Genomic DNA, 17574 nt, shown 5'->3' on the forward strand with positions numbered 1-17574 from the left:
ATTCAGATGAGGTCCGCGAGGTTCTGCGGAACTGGCGGGATGGCTTCTTCCGGAGCGTGGAGCCGGAGGGCGTCGATCAGCGCGCGGACGTAGCGGACGAGCGCCCACTCGCGGCGCGCATACACCTCGACCATGCCCTCGAGCGTTGCGACTCTGCGGGTGAGGATCTGGAGATCTTGGCGGTGATTCTTCGCCTGCTCGCGCTGATTCTCCGCCTGCTCCCGCTGCCCCTCTTCGAGGCGAGCGATCTCCGCCCTCAATGGCGCGAGCAGGTCTGTGGCGGACTTCGCGATCGTGGCCGCTGCGTCGGCCCGCTCTGTTCCGCGTTTGGAACGAGAGGTGATGATTGCAACGATGACCGTCGCAACTGCCATGAGCAGGCCACCCGAGACGAGGAGCGGCCCGAAATCAGATAGGAGCGTTTCCACGGCGCTCCCTCCGTGCGACATGCGCGGCACGGCGGAGCTGGAGAGCATCGCGTGTAACCGCGGTGAGCGTGGCGGCGTTGAGCCCGAGCACGAGCACGCCGGTGAAGGTAAGGGCGAAGGCGTCACCGAGCGAGACGGCGAACGCACCGAGCGCGGTGGTGATCGCGAGTCCGCCGCCAAGCTTGAACCATCCGCCGAGCCATTGGTTCGGGCTGAGGATGCCCCAGATCGACAACGCGGGGCCGCCAAGGAGCAAGCCTACCCAGGCCTGATGGAACCCGTCGCCGAGGGCATCACGTACGGACGCGGTAACGCCACCGACGAGCATGACCGCACCGCCGATGAAGTAGAACGTCAGCATGACCAGCTCGGCAGGGTTCTGCAGGCGACTGCGCAGCGTAGGAGGCGAGGCCGTCATGATTGCTCCCGTGTGCAGAGGTGGACGGCGAGCACGACCGCGCTCCCGATGATCGCTACGCCGATTGCGGCGACGATGAGACCCATCTCGGATCCTTCCTACGATGACCACGGCCGCGACAATCATGAACATTGCCGCGGCCGCGATGACGAGTTCCGGGGTGAGCATCCGCGTCAGCGCCGCCCGTGATCGGGAGCAGTGAGGAACGCAGACTCCGCACCGGTCGTCGGCCCTTCGACCTCTTCGAATTCGCCGTAGTACTCAGTGTCGTCGGGGCCGTCTTCGTTGTCGGGAAGATCGTCGACGGCGGTCGCGTCAAGGAGCGCGGACTCAGGGAGAAGCTCGGCGTCCGGGCCGTCCTGCGGGGTGCGGGTCTTCGGCGTGAGGTTCGCGAGCGCGGGGGCGCTGTTCGCGACGCCGAGCACGGTCGCACCGAACCCTGCCCAGATGGCGAACTCCTCGGCGCTGATGAGGCCGTAGAAGATCAAGACGGGGCCGGTGGCCAGGCCGACGGCATATGCATACTTGCGGGCTGCGCGGCCCTTGTCGGTGTTCGGCATGGTGGGCTCCTTATCGGTTGATCTGCTGGGAGAGGCGGCGCGCTTCGGACTGCGCGTTGATGTAGTCGGCTCGGTTCAGGCGGCAGTGCGCGACGCCGGCACCGACGCCGTACATGCGGCACCACGCCTTGCCGATCGACGGCGACGTGGTGACCATGAACCCGCGGTAGATGTTCACGTTGCCGCTCTTGCGCATCTGGCTGCCGTTCAGGTCGAGCCCGATGCTCGGGTGCGACAGGGTGTATTCGGTCTTGAACCGGGGGTCAACCCGGACCATCGTTCTCGTAGGCATGTCTTCGTCCTCCTCGGGGAACTTCAGGGGCTTAGGTTTTGGTTTGGGTGTGGGCTTCGGCTTGGGCTTCGCGGGCGCGGCAGAGAGGTTCACGATGAACGCGAGCGGGTCGGTAGTCGCGCCGCTGGCGAGACGCAGGATGAAGTGCAGGTGCGGTCCGGTCGCCCAGCCAGTCGCGCCGACCTCGCCGACCTTCTGGCCCGCCTTCACGCGCTGCCCGTACGCGAGGTGCGACGGGACGTTCATGTGTGCGTATCGGGTGGCGAAGCCGGAGTCGTCGCGGATCTCGATCAGCCAGCCGCCGCCTTGGGGATCCCACCCGTTGAACGCGACCCATCCGTCGTGCGCGGCGAGGATTCGGGTGCCCGCGTTCGCGGCCCAGTCCTGCCCGTTGTGGAGCTGCGCAGCGACGACGCCGGGGATCGCTCCGCGCCACCCGTACGTGTCGGTCATGCGCGCCCTGGGTACGGGGTGCCTGAGTCTGATGCCCATGTGGCCTCCTTGGATGAGAAGAGCCCCGCGCGCGGTTGAAGTGCAGCCCGAACTCGGAGCAAGGTGTAACGAATGCCTTCGACAAAGATCCGAAGTCATAGGTCGCAACGCGAGCGTGCATTAGGCAGAACAGCGTCCGACCGCCTCCGAATCGGGGATCGTGTCGCGCTCGCAATCCCATGACGGGTGGGATAGGTTCATCTCAAGTTCCGTACTCAGGCGGAACGATGCACGCTCGATTCGGTCGAGCCAGACGAATCTCGAGGAACGATGAACCGTACCCGCATTCCGACTTTTCTGGCGCTCGCGGCGACCGCGAGCCTGACGCTCGCCGGGTGCTCCGGCGGCGGGGGCGACGATGTCGAGCTCGGTCCGCTCGACACGTACATGGATCAGATCTACGCGACCGGTGAAGACGAGTCGGTCGCCGACCTGGTGGAGCACGAGAGTGAACGGCAGCAGCTCATCGCCGACTGCATGACGGAGCAGGGGTTCGAGTACATCCCGGTCGAGGCGACTCCCGAGCAGTTCGGCGGGGAGATGACCGAAGAAGAGGAGGCCCAGGCCGAGGAAGAGGCCGAGAACTGGGATCCCCTGGACGACGCCAAGAAGTACGGCTACTGGATCTCGCTGATGCCCGATGAGGACGACGAGAGCTTCTCGGGCGGCTCGGTCGAGATGCCGGCCGATCCGAACGACGACTACCTCATGTCGCTGTCCGAGTCCGATATGACCGCCTACCAGGAGGCACTGTCCGGCCCGATGCCCGCCGACGACGCGGACGAGGAGGAGTGGCAGAACTGGGCGCCGTCCGGCTGTGAGGGTGACGCGAATACGGCGGTGGGGCAGGGCGCCGAGAGCGACCCGTACATGGACCCGGAGTTCGCCGACCTCATGGACGCGATGAACGCGCGCTACGACGAGATCGAGAGCAGTCCGGAACTCGCCGAGGCCAATGCGGCGTGGGCGACGTGCATGGACGGCAAAGGGTTCGGCGGTTTCGCGAATCCCGACGAGCCGCAGGAGGAGCTGAACGAGGAGTACTCCGCACTCATGGGCTGGGACGACATGGACGCCGAGAGCGAGCCCGAACCGCTCGACGCAGCGGTCGAGCAGGAGTTCCAGCAGCGCGAGATCGAGACGGCGGTCGCCGACTACGAGTGTCGGGCCGACGTGGATCACGATGAGGCCTGGATGCGGGCCGATCTCGCGTCCCAGGAGAAGTTCGTCGAGGCGCACCGCACCGAGCTCGATGCGATGGTCGCGAAATTCGCGTCCTCCGGCAAGGGAGCCTGACGCGTGGCGCGTTGGTCCTGGCGCCGCTGTTCGCACGTCGAGGCTCAGGATGCGGCATTCACCGGGCCCGACGCCGTCGAGGGCGACGCTGCTGAGGCGGATCCCGCCCCGCGACCGGGATGGCGGGGCACTCGGCTTGTCGCGCTGGTTGCCGGAGTCGCCGTCGTATCGCTCCTGGTCGGCATCGTGATCATGCAGTTCGTGGTCTCACCGGCGGAGCTCGCGGCGCGGACCGCGCCACCCGAGGCCGGCCCCGTGACGGCCTCGGTCGAGGAGCGAGTCGTCGAGAACACGGTGGTGACGCGGGGCGAAGTCACCTACGCGGGTGCCGTGGACGCCGAGATCGACACCTCGAGCCTGGAGGAGCGCGCCGTCGTGACGGGTCACGTGCCCGAGGTCGGCGACGAGTTGAAAGCGGGGGACGTGGCGCTCGAGGTCGCGGGCCGCCCCGCGATCGTGCTGCCCGGCGCGCTCCCCGCGTACCGCGATCTGCGCGTCGGCCTGCGCGGCCCCGACGTCGCGGAGCTCAAGACGGCGCTCGCCGGGTTCGACCTGTGGGCGGGCGACCCCGACACCGACCTCTACGACGCGGATACGGCCGTCGCGGTGGGCGCACTGTACGAACGCATCGGGTACGAGGCGCCGACCGGTGGCGACGAAGCGCGAGTCGCACTGCGCGACGCCGAGCGCGCCGTGCGCGATGCGGATGCGGAACTCGTTTCGGCCAACCGAGGAGGCGATGCCGCGACCGCGCGCACCGCGAACGACGCACTCGTCGACGCCCAGGAGACGCTGGCCGAAGCACAGGTGGCGGTCATGCCGTCGCTCCCGGCGAGCGAGGTGCTCATGCTCAGCGCACTGCCGCGCCGGGTCGACGACGTGCGCGTCGCGCGCGGCGACATGCTGCAGGGAGCCGCGATGCAGGTGTCGGGCGCCACGCTGGCGATCACCGGCACCGTGGCGAAGCGGGATGCCGACCTGCTGCAGGAAGGGCAGGCGGCCACCTTCACCGGGGCCGACGGCACGGACTTCAACGCGACCGTGGAGTCCGTGCGGGCACCCGAGAAAGCCGGGAGCGCGCCGAAGAGCGACGACGATGGCGGTGGCAGCGATGAGTCGGCCGAGCAGCCGGCCGCGGCGCGGTTCTCCGTCACACTGAAGCCCGAGAAGCTCTCCGCGGAACAGGTGGACGCACTGCGCGACACCAACGTGCGGCTGAGAATCCCGGTCGCGTCCACCGACGGCGCGGTGCTCGCCGTGCCGATCGCCGCGCTCTCGGCGGGGTCCGGCGGTGAGGATCGCATCGAGCTGCACCTCGACGCCGAGTCGCGGAAGGCGGAGGGCGAGGACACCGTGACGGTCCCGGTCACCGCGGGTCTCGCCGCGGACGGCTACGTGGAGATCAGCTGCGATGACGAACGCGTGGTCCCCGGCGCGGAAGTCGTGGTGGGCACGTGATGCGACTGCTGCGACGGCGGACGCGGACTGAGGGCGAAGTCGAGCCGATCGGCGATCCCGACTTCGACGGACCGATCGTGCGGCTCGATGACGTGACCCGCATCTTTCCCGGGTCACCGGCGGTCCACGCACTGCGCGGGGTCGACCTCTCCGTGGCGCGGGGCGAGTACCTCGCGATCGTCGGCCCGTCGGGGTCGGGCAAGTCGACGATGCTGAACACGCTCGGCCTGCTCGACCGCCCGAGTACCGGCACCTTTGCGTTCGAGGGAATCGACACGGCAGGGCTCGACGAGGATGCGCGTGCGGCGCTGCGGGCGCACGCGATCGGGTTCGTCTTCCAGTCGTTCCACCTGCTGGCGACGCGCGACGTGCTGGGCAACGTCATGCTCGCGACCGCCTATGCCGGGGTTGCGCCCGAGGATCGTGAGGATCGCGCTCGTTCGGCACTCGAGCGTGTGGGCCTTGGGCACCGGACGCGCTTCTTCCCCGGCACCCTGTCTGGCGGCGAACGGCAGCGCGTGGCGATCGCCCGCGCGGTGAGCACGTCGCCGCGCCTGCTGCTGGCCGACGAGCCGACCGGGAACCTCGACGAGCGGAACTCCGAGATCGTCATGCAGTTGTTCGCCGAGCTCGGCGCGGAGGGACTCACGATCGTCATGATCACGCACGACCACGTGGTCGCGGAGTCGGCGGGCCGCCGCGTGCGCATCCACGACGGCATCCTGGAGCAGATCGCGTGAGCGGCTTCCGTGTGCACGACCTCGTGCGCGAGTCGCTCGAGGGTGTGGGTGCGCGGCCCTCGCGCCTGTTCATCACCCTCGCCGGGACCGTGCTCGGTATCACCTCGCTCATCATGACCATCGGCATGGCGCAGACTGCCTCGGGGCAGATCGCGAGCCAGTTCGACGCGGTCGCCGCGACACGGGTGACGGTGGAGCCCGGGAAGACACCGGGGGAGGGCGACCGGGAGGGCAAGCCGACCGCCCGCATCCCCTGGGACGCCCCCGAACGGGTGAGTGATCTGGCCGGTGTGGTCGATGCCGCACTGGTCGCCGAGCTGCCGGCAGGCATCACCGTCGAGGCGGTGCAGGTGCACGACCCCGCTGAGACGCCGCGGGCCCCGGCGGCGGTCGTCGCCGGAACCGCGGACCTCCTCGACGTCGTCCAGGGCACCGTCGAGACCGGCAGGTGGTTCGACACCGGGTACGAGGCTCGCGCGGATCGCGTCGTCGTCCTTGGGGCGAACGCTGCGGAGAAGCTCGGCATCAACCGAGTGAGCGGTCAGCCTGCGATCTTCATCGATGACCGCGCCTACACCGTGATCGGGATCCTCGGTGACGTCGGAGCCCGGAAGACGCTCCTCGACACGGTCATCATTCCCGTGGCGACCGCGCGCGAGCAACTCGACCTGCGGGCTCCGTCGAGCCTCGACATCCGGATCGACATCGGAGCGGGACCGGTCGTCGCACGGCAGGCGCCCCTCGCCGTCGACCCGAACAATCCTGCGGGATACCGGGTCTCCGCACCGAGCTCGGGTGGTGCACTGCAGGAGGGCATCGAATCCGACATCAACGTGCTGTTCGTCGTCATCGGGGTGGTCGCCCTGCTCGGTGGCGGCATCGGGATCGCGAACGTCACCCTGCTCTCCGTCTCCGAACGTCGCGGTGAAATCGGGCTGAGACGCGCGCTCGGGGCGAGAACCCGCGAGATCGCCCGACAGTTCATGCTCGAGTCGGTGACGACGGGACTGCTCGGCGGACTCATCGGTGTGGCGCTCGGGCTCTTCGGGCTGCTCGCGGTGTGTTTCGTACAGCAGTGGACGCCCGTGCTCGCCCCGTGGGCGGCTCCCGCCGGAGTGCTCCTCGGCGCGGTCGTCGGCTGGGCGGCGGGCACGTACCCGGCGCTCGCCGCCGCGCGCGTCGAACCCGTCGACGCGCTCAGGGACGGCGGGTAGTGCGGCGAGCACGGGTAGACTGGACGGCTGTGCCTCTCGTATCCGAATCGTCGCTGACTCGCCGCCGGTGGGCGCTGTGCACGCTGTTCCTCGTGCCCGGAGTGGCTCTCGCATCCTGGGTCACGCGCACGCCGGCGATCCGCGACCTGCTCGGTGCGTCGACCGCCGAGATGGGACTCGTCCTGTTCGGTCTCTCCATCGGGTCGATGGTCGGGATCCTGTCCTCCGGACCGCTCCTGAGCCGCTGGGGAGCCCGGCCGCTCATCGCCATCGGCATGGTCGGCATCATCGCGAGCATGCCGATGATCGCGTTCGGAGCGGCGTTGCAGGTGAACGTGGCGGTCGCGTTCGGTCTCGCCCTGTTCGGGCTCGGTATGGGCGGTTCCGAGGTGGCGCTGAACGTCGAGGGAGCCGATGTCGAACTGCAGTCCGGTCGCACGTTCCTGCCGCTGCTGCACGGGTGCTTCAGCCTCGGCACGTTCATCGGTGCGGTGCTCGGCATCGTGGCGACGGCGGTCGGATTCTCGGTCGTCGTCCATCTGATCGCCGTCGGCGTGCTGGCGGTCGGAGCAGCGCTCGCCAGCGTGCGGCATCTCCCGGCTCAGACCGGGCGACGGCCCGCTGCCGACTCGGATGCTCCCGTCGACCGCCCGGCACCCGTCTGGCGCGACACCCGACTGCTCTGCATCGGGTTCATCGTGCTCGCGATGGCGCTCGCCGAAGGGACGGCGACCGACTGGCTGCCGCTCATCATGGTCGACGGACACGGACTCGATGCGGCCCTCGGTTCGGCGGTGTTCGCGGTCTTCGCGGCGTCCATGACGATCGGCCGCTTCTGTGGCGGGCCGATCGTGCGCCGGTTCGGGCGCGCACCCGTGCTCGCGGTGAGCGCGGCGAGCGCCGTCGCGGGTCTGCTGCTCGTCTCGCTCGTCGACCATCAAGTCGTCGTCGGTGCCGCGGTCGTGCTGTGGGGTCTCGGGGCCTCGCTCGGGTTCCCGGTCGCGATCTCCGCGGCGGGCGCGTCGGGGGATCGTCCGACGGCCCGCGTCGCGCTCGTGACGGTGATGGGCTACCTCGCCTTCCTCGTCGGTCCGCCTGCACTCGGCTTCATCGGCGAGCACGTCGGCTTGCGCACCGCGCTGCTCGCGCCGATGGTCGTCGTCCTCGTCGCGATCTTCATGGCGCCGGCGACGCGCCTGCGGCGCTGACCCGCACCTGCGGCGCCGACCCGCGCCTACCCGTCGATGACGGCGACGAGCTCGTCGAGGAATCGTTCGAAACTTGTCGCGGCGCGGACGATCCGTTGTGCGCTTTCGGGTTCGCTGAAGACCTCGACGAGCTGCTCGAAGACGGTTTGGAACGCTCCGCGGTCGTTCTCGCTGAAGGCGACGAGGGCGACGACCTGTACGCGCGATGCGCCCCACGCGACGGACCCGCGCGCGACGCCGACGCTGATCGCCGTCCGCTTGGCGGTCATACGGAGGGCGTGCGGCACCGCGAGTGCCTCGGTGAACGCGGTCGACGACATCCGTTCTCTGGCGATGGTGCGGTCGACGTAGGCGTCGTCGATGAGGTCCGCGGTCCGGAGCGGATCGGCGAGACGCTGGATGATCGCTTCGTCGCCCGCGTCGGGGAGCGGTGAGAGGAACGCCTCTGCCGAGAAGTACCGTGAGAGCTCGTCGCGGAGCCGTGTCAGTCTGCGCGCGCGCCGGCGCCGTGCCGCGGCGACCTGAATGCGGTCGACATCGGACTCGGTGAGGAACGGAGGGATGCGGACGACGCGGTCGGAGCTTCTTCCCGGGTCGATGGTGGAGAGGACGAGGTCGGTGTCGATCGTCTCCCAGTCGGGGTCGACGCGTGTGTCGACGCGGGTGATCTCGATGGAGGTGCCGAGCGAACGGTCGACGCTCGCACGCAGGAGTTCGCGCATCTCGGCGTACCCCGGGCAGACGATGGTCGCGGTGAGTGCAGTGTCCGCTGACCGGCTGCGCTCGAGCCGCCCGCCGACGTGCATCGCGATGTAGGCGATCTCGTCGTCGTGCAGTCCGACGCCGAGCCGCTCTCTCAGCCCGCTGGCCATGGCGACCGCGATCTCGAAGATCATCGGGTACGAGGTCTTCAGCGAGCGGGTGAGGGGATTGCGCGACCATGACTGCTGCGCGATCCGGCGCTGCAGGTTCTGCACGTGCAGGGCGAGGCGCAGCACGAACGCGTCGTCGGCGAGGTCGACACCGTAGTCGTGCGAGGCGCGCTCGACTGTCGACCGGACGGCGTCGAGCACAGGAGGGGCGATGCCGTCTCTCGCGACGTCCGTCGTGTCGCGGTCGGGGGTGACGACACGGGTGAGCAGGAGCGCCGCCAAGTGATCGCGATCGCCGGCCCCGAGCGAGATCCCGAGGTGCTCGGCGCACAGCCGTCCGACGAGCGCGCCGAGTTCCCTGACCTCCGGCGGAGCCGAGTGCTCACCGCTTTCCGTGTCGAGCACCCGGCCGGAGGACACGCGGTCGGCGGCGATCACGATGTGCAGCAGCACGTCGGTGATCGCCAGCTCATTGACGAAGTAGTCGAGCTCTTGGAGTTCGTGCACGAGCGCCGACTTGAACGGTGCGACGGCGGTGTGGGGGATCGCGCTGTCGACGAGCACCCGCGGCACGGCCGAGGGCAGGAGCGAACCTGCCTCGATCTCGTCGTGCACGAGTCTGCTGAGCAGCGCCCGCTCCGCCTCTTCGCTGCCGTGCAGACGAACGACATCACGGTCGCGTTCGAGAGCGAGCTCGGTGCCGGCGAGGAGGGACCGCACGCGCGCGAGGTCGGCATCGAGCGTGGCGTCGCTCACGTGGAGCTGCGCGGCGGTGTCGTGGACGTCGATCCCTGACGGGGCATTCAAGAGCACGCGCACGATCCGATGCAGACGGTCGCGCGGCGTCGCCTCGGTTCGGGCGTCGAGCGCTCGGTGCGCCGAGGGTCCGGCGCGGTATCCGGCCGGTCCCGAGGTCACGGCATCGCCCACGGGCACGCGCGCGTTCACGGCGGACACGTAGGAGCGAATGCTGCGGGGGGTCACGCCCATCACGTCTGCGAGCTGACCGGCCGTCGCCCAGCCATCGCGTCGCAGCAGGTCCGCGAGCAGCTGATCCTGACGTCGTCGCGACATGAGCCCCCTCCCGGCATCTGGTCCATCCTCTCATCACTCCGGCGTTCACGGGGGTTTCCGCAGGGGCGGAAGGGAATGTGGTGGCGGCCGGATCGCGCGATCCCGACAATGGGAATCGTGGGAGAGGCATCAATGAAGATCCTGGTGATGTGCGGCGCTGGTGCGTCGAGCACGTTCATCGCGCAGCGACTGCGCCGCGCCGCCGAGGCCGCAGGCCTCGACTGGAGCACGGTCGCCGGGAGCGATCGCCTCATCCGGGATCATCCCGATGCCGACCTCGTTCTGCTCGGCCCGCACCTCGCGGATCGCGCAGCCGAACTGCGGTCGTCCGGCTCGCGCGCGCGTTTCGCGGTGCTCGAACCGGACGTCTACGCCGACCTCGACGGATCGCGCACCCTGCACTGGGTGCGCGCATTCCTGCGTGGAGCGGTGTGATGCTCTTCCCCATCCACGAACGCGGGGCAGCGACCGGGTGCCCCGCACACCCGCACACCATCGAATCAGGAGACTGACATGACAACGACGTCCGCCTCGCAGGAGGCGCAGCCGCGCACGGGAGGGGTGCGCGTGCGCGTGCAGCGCTTCGGCACCTTCCTCTCCGGCATGATCATGCCGAATATTCCCGCGCTCATCGCCTGGGGCATCTTCACGGCCTTCTTCATCGATGTGGGGTGGACCCCGAACGAAGGGCTCGCCACGATCGTGGGGCCGTTCATCCACTACTTGCTTCCGCTGATCATCGCCTACACGGGCGGGTACATGGTGTACCAGCAGCGCGGAGGCGTGGTCGCCACGATTGCGACCATGGGCGCGATCGCCGGTTCCGATCTGCTGATCGCCGACTTCAACGCCGAACTGCTCGCCGCCGACCCGAACGCCGCGCCGCTCGGTGAGGTGCACATGTTCATCGGAGCGATGATTCTTGCCCCGATCGCGGGCTTCTCCATGAAGTGGCTCGACAAGCTCTGGGCCGACAAGATCAAGTCGGGCTTCGAGATGCTGGTGAACATGTTCTCGGCCGGCATCTGGGGCTTCGTGCTCGCGATCGTCGGGTTCTACCCGATCGCATGGGTCGTGAACGGGCTCATGAGCGCCCTCAGCACCGCGGTCGAGTTCCTCGTCGCCAGCAACCTGCTCCCGCTCACGAGCATCCTGATCGAACCGGCGAAGGTGCTGTTCCTCAACAATGCGGTGAACCACGGCGTGCTCACGCCGCTCGGCACGCAGGAGGCGGCCGACTCGGGTTCGTCGATCCTGTTCCTGCTCGAGGCGAACCCCGGCCCGGGTCTCGGTCTGCTCCTCGCGTTCGCGATCTTCGGGATCGGCGCTGCGCGCGCCTCGGCACCCGGTGCGGCGCTCATCCAGTTCGTCGGCGGCATCCACGAGGTGTACTTCCCGTACGCGCTCATGAAGCCGACCCTCATCATCGCTCTGATCTTCGGCGGCATGACCGGTGTGACGACGAACATGCTGCTCGGCGGTGCACTGCGCGCTCCCGCGGCACCCGGCAGCATCATCGCGGTGCTCGCGCAGACGGCGAGCGGATCGTACTTCGCCGTGATCCTGTCGGTGATCCTCTCGACGGCGGTGACGTTCATCATCGCCTCGATCATTCTGCGGTCCTCGCGCAAGCGCGATCTCGCGGCGGCCGAGTCCGGCGGCGACGCCTTCGGCGCGGCGATCAGCCAGACCGAGCGGAACAAGGGCAAGTCCTCGTCCGCGCTCAGTGGCCTGCGCACGGATGCGGATGCGGAAAGCGCCGGCGCGACGGCGGGAGCCACAGCCACAGCCACAGCCACAGCCGCCGCCGACACACCGATCGACACGATCATCTTCGCCTGCGACGCGGGCATGGGGTCCTCCGCGATGGGGGCGAGCGTGCTCCGCAACAAGCTGAAGAAGGCGGGCGTCACCGATGTCAGCGTGACGAACAGCGCGATCGCGAATCTCACGACCAACGTCGATCTCGTCATCACGCAGCAGCAGTTGACCGATCGCGCTCAGGAGAAGACGCCCGACGCGATTCACGTCTCCGTCGACAACTTCATGAACTCGCCGAAGTACGATGAGGTCGTGGAAATGGTCCGCAAGAACCGGGAGGAACAGCAGTGAGCGTACTCGATCTCGACCGCATCAAGATCCACGAGGGCAGCGCGACCCGGGAGGAGGCCCTCCGTGAGGCCTCCGACCTGCTCGTCGCCGCGGGGGCTGTGACGCCCGAGTATCTCGACGCCATGCGTCAGCGCGAGGAGACGGTCTCCACCTTTATGGGCAACGGTCTCGCGATTCCGCACGGCACGAACGATGCGAAGAGCGCGATTCTCGCCTCCGCCCTCTCCGTCGTGCGCTACGACGGCGGGGTCGACTGGGGCGGCGAGCGAGCCACCTTCGTGGTCGGCATCGCAGGCAAGGGCGACGAGCACCTCGAAATCCTGTCGCAGATCGCCGTGCTCTTCTCCGAAGAAGACGAGGTCGCGAAACTGAATGCGGCTGCGACTCCTGACGAGCTGTTCGCCCTGTTCTCGGGGGTGAACGACTGATGCACGCCGTCCACTTCGGGGCCGGCAACATCGGCCGGGGCTTCGTCGGACTCCTGCTCCATCAGGGCGGGTACGATCTGGTCTTCTCCGATGTCGCCGGCCCCCTCGTGGACGCCGTGAATGCCGCCGAGCGATACACCGTCCGCGAGGCGGGCCCCGGGGGTGTCGACCACGAGGTCACGGGGTTCCGCGCGATCAACAGCGCCGAGGATCCCGATGCGGTCATCGACGCCATCGCGACCGCGGACATCGTGACGACGGCCGTCGGCGTCACGGTGCTGCGTTTCGTGGCCCCGCTCATCGCCGCGGGAATCGAGCGCCGTTCGTCGGAGACGCCGCTGGTGGTGATGGCGTGCGAGAACGCGATCCGGGCCACCGATCAGCTGCGCGACGAAGTGGCGTCGGCGCTCGGCGACCCGGCGCTTCTGGGCCGGGCGCGGTTCGCGAACACGGCGGTCGATCGGATCGTGCCGGCCCCGCAGGGCGGCACGGGTATCGACGTGACGGTCGAACCCTACTTCGAGTGGGCGATCGAGTCGACGCCGCTCGCCGACGTATCGGTGCACATTCCCGGGGCGCACTTCGTCGACGACCTCGGCCCGTACATCGAGCGGAAGCTGTTCACCGTCAACACGGGTCACGCGGCGACCGCGTATCTCGGCGCCCAGCGCGGGCACGAGCGGATCGCGGAGGCGCTCGGAGATCTGTCGGTGTCGACGGCGGTCGAAGCGACGCTGCGGGAGACCTCGGCGGTGCTGCGCGCCGTGCACGGCTTCTCGGACGCCGAGCTCGCGGAATACCGTGCGACGATTCTGGATCGCTTCCGCAATCCGGAGTTGCCCGACACCGTGCACCGCGTGGGCCGGCAGCCGATGCGGAAGCTGTCGCGGAACGACCGGTTCATCGGTCCCGCAGCTATGGCTGCGGAGCGCGGACTATCCACTGACGCTCTGATCGGAGCGGTGCGCGCGGCGCTCGACTTCGCCGACACCGACGACGAGCAGGCCGTCGAGTTGCAGGCGCTGCTGGGCGCGGAGTCCGCGGAGGTGGTCACCTCACGGCTGACCGGTCTCGACAACGCCCACCCGCTCTTCGCGGCGGTGCGCGAGGCGGTCGCTCAGCGTCAGTCCGTGCTGCGGTAGCGTTCGAACGCGAACGGACGCCAAGCGAACGCGATTCCGACGATGAGCGCGCCGAGTCCGCCCGCCGCCATGTCGCCGATGGTGTCGTCGTACGTCGTATAGATGTCCTCCGTCACGTACTCGAACCCCACCCACTCGACGAGCTCCCACAGCGCGCTCACGGCGAACCCGATGAGCGCGCTGTGGGTGATCGCGGTGCGGCGCAGGAACGTGGACTCCGCAGGAGCGGGAACGATGCGCAGGCGCGCGAGGAGCAGATACGCCATCGGCGCGAGCACCCCGGTGCAGACGAGGTGCACGATCGTGTCCCAGCCGAGGAAGCTGCGGTACAGATCCCAGACATTGCTCCATGCGGCGATGAGCACCGTGATCGAGAACGCGATGTCGAAACCGGATCGCGCCCCGACGAATCGCGGCAGCATGAGCGCGGGCAGCACGAAGGCCAGGATCCCCGCGTCCGTCAGCGAGCCCCAGATGGCGGCGCCGATCACGCCGAGCACGCCCACGGCGCGCAGGCCATCGGCGACCCAGTCGCCCGCGCTGCTCGGTCCGCGCAGGAAGTTGTCTCGCATCCGCGTGCGCGTGGTCATGCGTGCGTCCTCTCCGGAAGGGTGACCCGTGCGGCGACGGGAAGGTGGTCGGACGCCCATCCGTCGCCCACCGGGCGGAAGACGATGCCGATGCGCTCGACCGTGATGTCTGGTGAGACCGCGATCCAGTCGATGCGACGACCCGGGCGCGGCGCGCGGTAGCCGGCGTAGGTCGCGAGCTCGGGAGTCTCGCGCAGGTGAGCGACGCGCCAGGCGTCACGGAGCGCTCCCGCCTCATACAACTCGTTCGCCGCGCGCGAGTCGGGGCCGTCGTTGGCGTCGCCCGTCACGATCGTCGGCACACCCGCACTGCTCGTTCGCTCGCGGATCATCGCTGCGGACCGCGCCCGCGACCGAGCGGAAAGCGGGTCGAGATGCGTGTTCACGACCTGGAACGTCGTGGACGACTCGCGGTCGCGCAGCAGTGCCGATACGGCGATGCGGGGGAACGGGTTGCCCCACGACCGCGACCCCGGACGGTCGGGGGTGTCGGAGAGGGCCCACTGATCCGATTCCCGCAGCTCGAAACGACGCTCGTCGAAGATGATGGGGCACGCCTCACCGGTTCCGGATCGGCTGCGTCCCCTGCCGATGAGCCGGTAGTCGGCCCCGAGCGCGGCGAGCATCACTCTCCCCTGATCGGGGAGGACCTCCTGCGCGCCGAGGATCGCCGGCCGCTCGGCACGCAACAGCGTCTCCAGTCGGGGCTTGCGCACCGACCACCGGTCCACGCATCGGCCGAGGAGGCACCCGAGCGGGCGTCGAACGTTGAACGTCATCACGTGCAGCAGGCTCATGATCGGCTCGCCCCACGCAGGCGTGTCCGGACCGCCAGATGCACCCACCGCAGCGGCGGAAAGTCCCGCGGCCAGTGGGTGAGCACGGTGCGCACGCCGCGTGCCACGCGCCTCGCGAACGCCCCCGGGTGCGCGAACGGTCGCATCGACATCCCCATGCCCGTGCTCGGCACGACGCCGAGGCACGTGCGCACGCCGAAGTGGTAGGCCAGATCAAGGTCGTCGTGTACCCAACGCGCACGATGCACCCGGTCCCGAACTCCGAGCCAGGCGGTGCGCCGGAAGCCGAGATTCGAGCCGAAGACCGGTCGGTGGCCGAGCGCCGGGAATGTCGCGGCGGTGTACGCCCCGAGATAGATCGCCGCGACAAGACCCCTCAGTGCGCGCGGGCCGTCGATGAAGCGCGCACCTCCCGAGACGACCGCCGTCGCGGCGTCCGCCTGCAACGCCGCGCTCATGGTGCTCACCCAGTCGGGTGAGGGGACGCAATCCGCATCCAGGCGCAGCACATGGTCGCCGCGCGCCGCATCATAACCCGCGGCGCTCGCCGCGGCGATCCCGCGCAGCGCGCACGGCACCACCGTCGCACCGAACTGCTCGGCTACTGCGGCGGAGTCGTCGATCGAACCGTTGTCGACGACGATCACCTCGTCGGGAGCGCGCCGTTGGGCAGCGAGCGCGGTCAGGCATCGGCGCAGCAGGGAGGCATCGTTCTTCACCGGGATCACCACTGACACGCTCACCTCGTCAGTGCGTCCCATGCGGCTCCCCGTGCTCGTCCTCGTGTGCCTCAACGGTATCGGGTCGCCACTGGAAGCACCTCTGTGCGGGGACGAGGAGCGAGTCGTGCACTCTGGGACGCGACGTAGATGTCGAAGCCGAGCTGCATTCCTCCACGCCGGTTCAGCAACGAACGATAGATTCGCCGAATCGCAACCGAGGAGGAGACCCGATGACCGAGAACACCGAGAACCGCACTCCGACCGCTGATACCGCAGAGGACAACGCTTTCTTCCCGTCTCCGTATTCGCTGTCGCAGTACACCGCGGAGCGGACCGACTTCGATGGTCTGGCGACGGACCGGACGTACACGGGCGGGCGGTGGAAGGTCCTCGTGATCGCCGCAGACGAGCGCTACATGCGCATGCAGAACGGCACGTTCTTCTCGACGGGGAATCATCCCGTGGAGACACTGCTGCCGATCCATCACCTGCACCAGGCGGGCTACGCCATCGATGTCGCGACGGTGACGGGTGGTCCGGCGAAGTTCGAGTGGTGGGCGTTCCCGGGCGCGGATGACGCCGTGCGATCGACCTGGGATGTGACGAGCGAGTCGTTCAAGGGGCCGCGGAAACTCGCCGATGTGCTCGCAGCCGGGCTGGACGAGTACGCGGCCGTCTTCGTGCCGGGCGGACACGGCGCGATGAACGTTCTGCCGTTCGACCCCGGAGTCGGCGAGACACTCCGATCGTTCCTGCAGAACGATCGCCTGGTCATCACGCTGTGCCACGGCCCCGCGGCGCTGCTGGCCGCGGGCATCGGGCAGGATCGGAACCCGTTCGCCGGATACGAGATCGTCGCGTTCCCCGACGCCCTCGACTTCGGAGCGAACATCGAGATCGGCTACCTCCCCGGCGAGATGCCGTGGAAGCTCGGCGAGACGCTCACCGGAGCGGGGCTCACGATCCGCAACGACGATATGAGCGGCGCGACGACACGCGACCGCAACCTGCTGACCGGGGACAGCCCGCTCGCCGCGCACCAGCTCGGCAAGGAGTCGGCGCTGGCGTTGCTCGAGCAGTTCGGCGAGTAGAGAACAACGTCTGTGCGGCGGGGGAGGGCGATGATTTCGCACACCCCGCCGCACGCACGGATCAGTACTGGGAGCGCTTCTGACCCGGCTTCCAATTGGGGTCGTCCGTGTAGCAGCTCGGACCGCACTTGTAGACCGCGGCCTGAGCCGCGGTGCCGCCGACCAGCGCCGCGCCCCCGGCGAGCGCGAGTGCCGCGAGGACTCCGATGATCTTCCGTGATTTCATGAGCGTCTCCTCTGTCCCTGTGAGTGATACCGTTCCCGCGTATTCGCGAGATGGCCTCTGCAGGATAGGCCTGTGCTCATCGACGGGCCGGGCGGCTCTACGCAAACTCGTACGCAGAAAACGGGCCGACTCCGAGCGTCGACTTTCGTGGCACGGGAAGTCGCACATGACGCCCGGATGGTACGCGCGGGGCGCGCCTGAGAAACAGAGGTGCGGTGCGCGAGGGGGGACTTGAACCCCCACGTCCGAGGACACTGGAACCTAAATCCAGCGCGTCTGCCAATTCCGCCACTCGCGCGTGCCGGCCGTCGCGGCCGGGTCTCAGCATACTGCTTGACGCGGTCCGGGCCGGCGACGCCCGGCCATGTCGCGTGGCGAAGGTGAAGGACTCCGTCGACGGCGGAGTAGGCTGGT

19 protein-coding genes and 1 tRNA gene are annotated in these 17574 nt (G+C 68.7%); 10 read left to right on the forward strand and 10 right to left on the reverse strand.

What is annotated here, in order from left to right; all coding sequences use genetic code 11:
• Positions 1–2: 2 nt before the first annotated feature.
• From J4H85_RS06890 to J4H85_RS06905, 4 genes are all read right to left on the reverse strand, one after another.
• Positions 3–428: a hypothetical protein gene (locus J4H85_RS06890; protein WP_208238139.1), complete on the reverse strand. Its 426-nt coding sequence runs from the start codon at positions 426–428 to the stop codon at positions 3–5.
• Positions 409–846 carry a hypothetical protein gene (locus tag J4H85_RS06895; protein ID WP_208238141.1) on the reverse strand — a complete coding sequence of 146 codons (438 nt, stop codon included), beginning with the start codon at positions 844–846 and terminating at the stop codon, positions 409–411. The genes J4H85_RS06890 and J4H85_RS06895 overlap by 20 nt, the downstream gene beginning before the upstream one ends.
• Positions 847–1019: 173 nt before the next feature.
• A complete protein-coding gene (locus J4H85_RS06900) occupies positions 1020–1406 on the reverse strand; it encodes a hypothetical protein (protein ID WP_208238143.1) in 387 nt (128 codons plus the stop codon).
• 10 nt (positions 1407–1416) lie between these two features.
• Complete coding sequence (locus J4H85_RS06905) at positions 1417–2190, reverse strand: M23 family metallopeptidase (RefSeq protein ID WP_208238145.1); 774 nt, start codon at positions 2188–2190, stop codon at positions 1417–1419.
• 270 nt (positions 2191–2460) lie between these two features.
• Between J4H85_RS06905 and J4H85_RS06910 the strand changes: the two genes are divergently transcribed.
• Genes J4H85_RS06910 through J4H85_RS06930 form a run of 5 tightly spaced genes read left to right on the forward strand, consistent with a single transcriptional unit; the run spans position 2461 to position 8106 of the window.
• A complete protein-coding gene (locus tag J4H85_RS06910) occupies positions 2461–3486 on the forward strand; it encodes an EexN family lipoprotein (RefSeq protein WP_208238147.1) in 1026 nt (341 codons plus the stop codon).
• A gap of 3 nt (positions 3487–3489) precedes the next feature.
• Positions 3490–4944 (forward strand): hypothetical protein, encoded by a 1455-nt coding sequence (locus tag J4H85_RS06915; protein WP_307863479.1) that lies wholly within the window; start codon positions 3490–3492, stop codon positions 4942–4944.
• Positions 4944–5684, forward strand: a complete 741-nt coding sequence (locus tag J4H85_RS06920; protein WP_208238226.1) for an ABC transporter ATP-binding protein — start codon at positions 4944–4946, stop codon at positions 5682–5684. The genes J4H85_RS06915 and J4H85_RS06920 overlap by 1 nt, the downstream gene beginning before the upstream one ends.
• Positions 5681–6898 (forward strand): ABC transporter permease, encoded by a 1218-nt coding sequence (locus J4H85_RS06925; protein ID WP_208238149.1) that lies wholly within the window; start codon positions 5681–5683, stop codon positions 6896–6898. Before J4H85_RS06920 ends, J4H85_RS06925 begins: the two co-directional genes overlap by 4 nt.
• Before the next feature lie 29 nt (positions 6899–6927).
• A complete protein-coding gene (locus J4H85_RS06930; protein ID WP_208238151.1) occupies positions 6928–8106 on the forward strand; it encodes an MFS transporter in 1179 nt (392 codons plus the stop codon).
• A 26-nt stretch (positions 8107–8132) separates the two neighbouring features.
• On the opposite strand, the gene J4H85_RS06935 is transcribed toward J4H85_RS06930, so the two are convergent.
• Positions 8133–10052, reverse strand: coding sequence for a BglG family transcription antiterminator (locus J4H85_RS06935; protein WP_208238153.1), 1920 nt, complete (start codon positions 10050–10052; stop codon positions 8133–8135).
• 117 nt (positions 10053–10169) lie between these two features.
• Here J4H85_RS06935 and J4H85_RS06940 point away from each other — a divergent pair, with 117 nt between their 5' ends.
• From J4H85_RS06940 to J4H85_RS06955, 4 genes are all read left to right on the forward strand, one after another.
• The gene (locus tag J4H85_RS06940) at positions 10170–10487 is read left to right on the forward strand and encodes a PTS sugar transporter subunit IIB (protein ID WP_307863481.1); all 318 of its coding nucleotides are present in this window, start codon (positions 10170–10172) and stop codon (positions 10485–10487) included.
• A gap of 78 nt (positions 10488–10565) precedes the next feature.
• On the forward strand, positions 10566–12164 hold the full coding sequence (locus J4H85_RS06945; RefSeq protein WP_208238155.1) for a PTS mannitol transporter subunit IIBC: 1599 nt from the start codon (positions 10566–10568) through the stop codon (positions 12162–12164).
• Positions 12161–12592: a PTS mannitol transporter subunit IIA gene (locus tag J4H85_RS06950; RefSeq protein WP_208238157.1), complete on the forward strand. Its 432-nt coding sequence runs from the start codon at positions 12161–12163 to the stop codon at positions 12590–12592. The genes J4H85_RS06945 and J4H85_RS06950 overlap by 4 nt, the downstream gene beginning before the upstream one ends.
• Positions 12592–13734 carry a mannitol-1-phosphate 5-dehydrogenase gene (locus J4H85_RS06955; RefSeq protein WP_208238159.1) on the forward strand — a complete coding sequence of 381 codons (1143 nt, stop codon included), beginning with the start codon at positions 12592–12594 and terminating at the stop codon, positions 13732–13734. Before J4H85_RS06950 ends, J4H85_RS06955 begins: the two co-directional genes overlap by 1 nt.
• On the opposite strand, the gene J4H85_RS06960 is transcribed toward J4H85_RS06955, so the two are convergent.
• The 3 genes from J4H85_RS06960 to J4H85_RS06970 are packed head-to-tail and all read right to left on the reverse strand — an operon-like array spanning position 13716 to position 15882.
• The gene (locus J4H85_RS06960; RefSeq protein ID WP_243893514.1) at positions 13716–14324 is read right to left on the reverse strand and encodes a DUF2238 domain-containing protein; all 609 of its coding nucleotides are present in this window, start codon (positions 14322–14324) and stop codon (positions 13716–13718) included. The two genes, J4H85_RS06955 and J4H85_RS06960, sit on opposite strands and share 19 nt — an antisense overlap.
• Positions 14321–15121 (reverse strand): endonuclease/exonuclease/phosphatase family protein, encoded by an 801-nt coding sequence (locus J4H85_RS06965; RefSeq protein WP_208238161.1) that lies wholly within the window; start codon positions 15119–15121, stop codon positions 14321–14323. Before J4H85_RS06965 ends, J4H85_RS06960 begins: the two co-directional genes overlap by 4 nt.
• The gene (locus tag J4H85_RS06970) at positions 15118–15882 is read right to left on the reverse strand and encodes a glycosyltransferase family A protein (RefSeq protein WP_208238163.1); all 765 of its coding nucleotides are present in this window, start codon (positions 15880–15882) and stop codon (positions 15118–15120) included. The genes J4H85_RS06965 and J4H85_RS06970 overlap by 4 nt, the downstream gene beginning before the upstream one ends.
• Before the next feature lie 191 nt (positions 15883–16073).
• Here J4H85_RS06970 and hchA point away from each other — a divergent pair, with 191 nt between their 5' ends.
• Positions 16074–16934, forward strand: a complete 861-nt coding sequence (hchA, locus tag J4H85_RS06975; RefSeq protein ID WP_208238166.1) for a glyoxalase III HchA — start codon at positions 16074–16076, stop codon at positions 16932–16934.
• 61 nt (positions 16935–16995) lie between these two features.
• Here the strand turns inward: hchA and J4H85_RS06980 are convergent, their stop codons facing one another.
• The gene (locus J4H85_RS06980) at positions 16996–17160 is read right to left on the reverse strand and encodes a hypothetical protein (protein WP_208238168.1); all 165 of its coding nucleotides are present in this window, start codon (positions 17158–17160) and stop codon (positions 16996–16998) included.
• A 216-nt stretch (positions 17161–17376) separates the two neighbouring features.
• Positions 17377–17458 (reverse strand) — tRNA-Leu (locus J4H85_RS06985).
• Positions 17459–17574 lie beyond the last annotated feature (116 nt).

The sequence above is a fragment of the Leucobacter tardus genome (assembly GCF_017583045.1).
Classification (GTDB): domain Bacteria; phylum Actinomycetota; class Actinomycetes; order Actinomycetales; family Microbacteriaceae; genus Leucobacter; species Leucobacter tardus.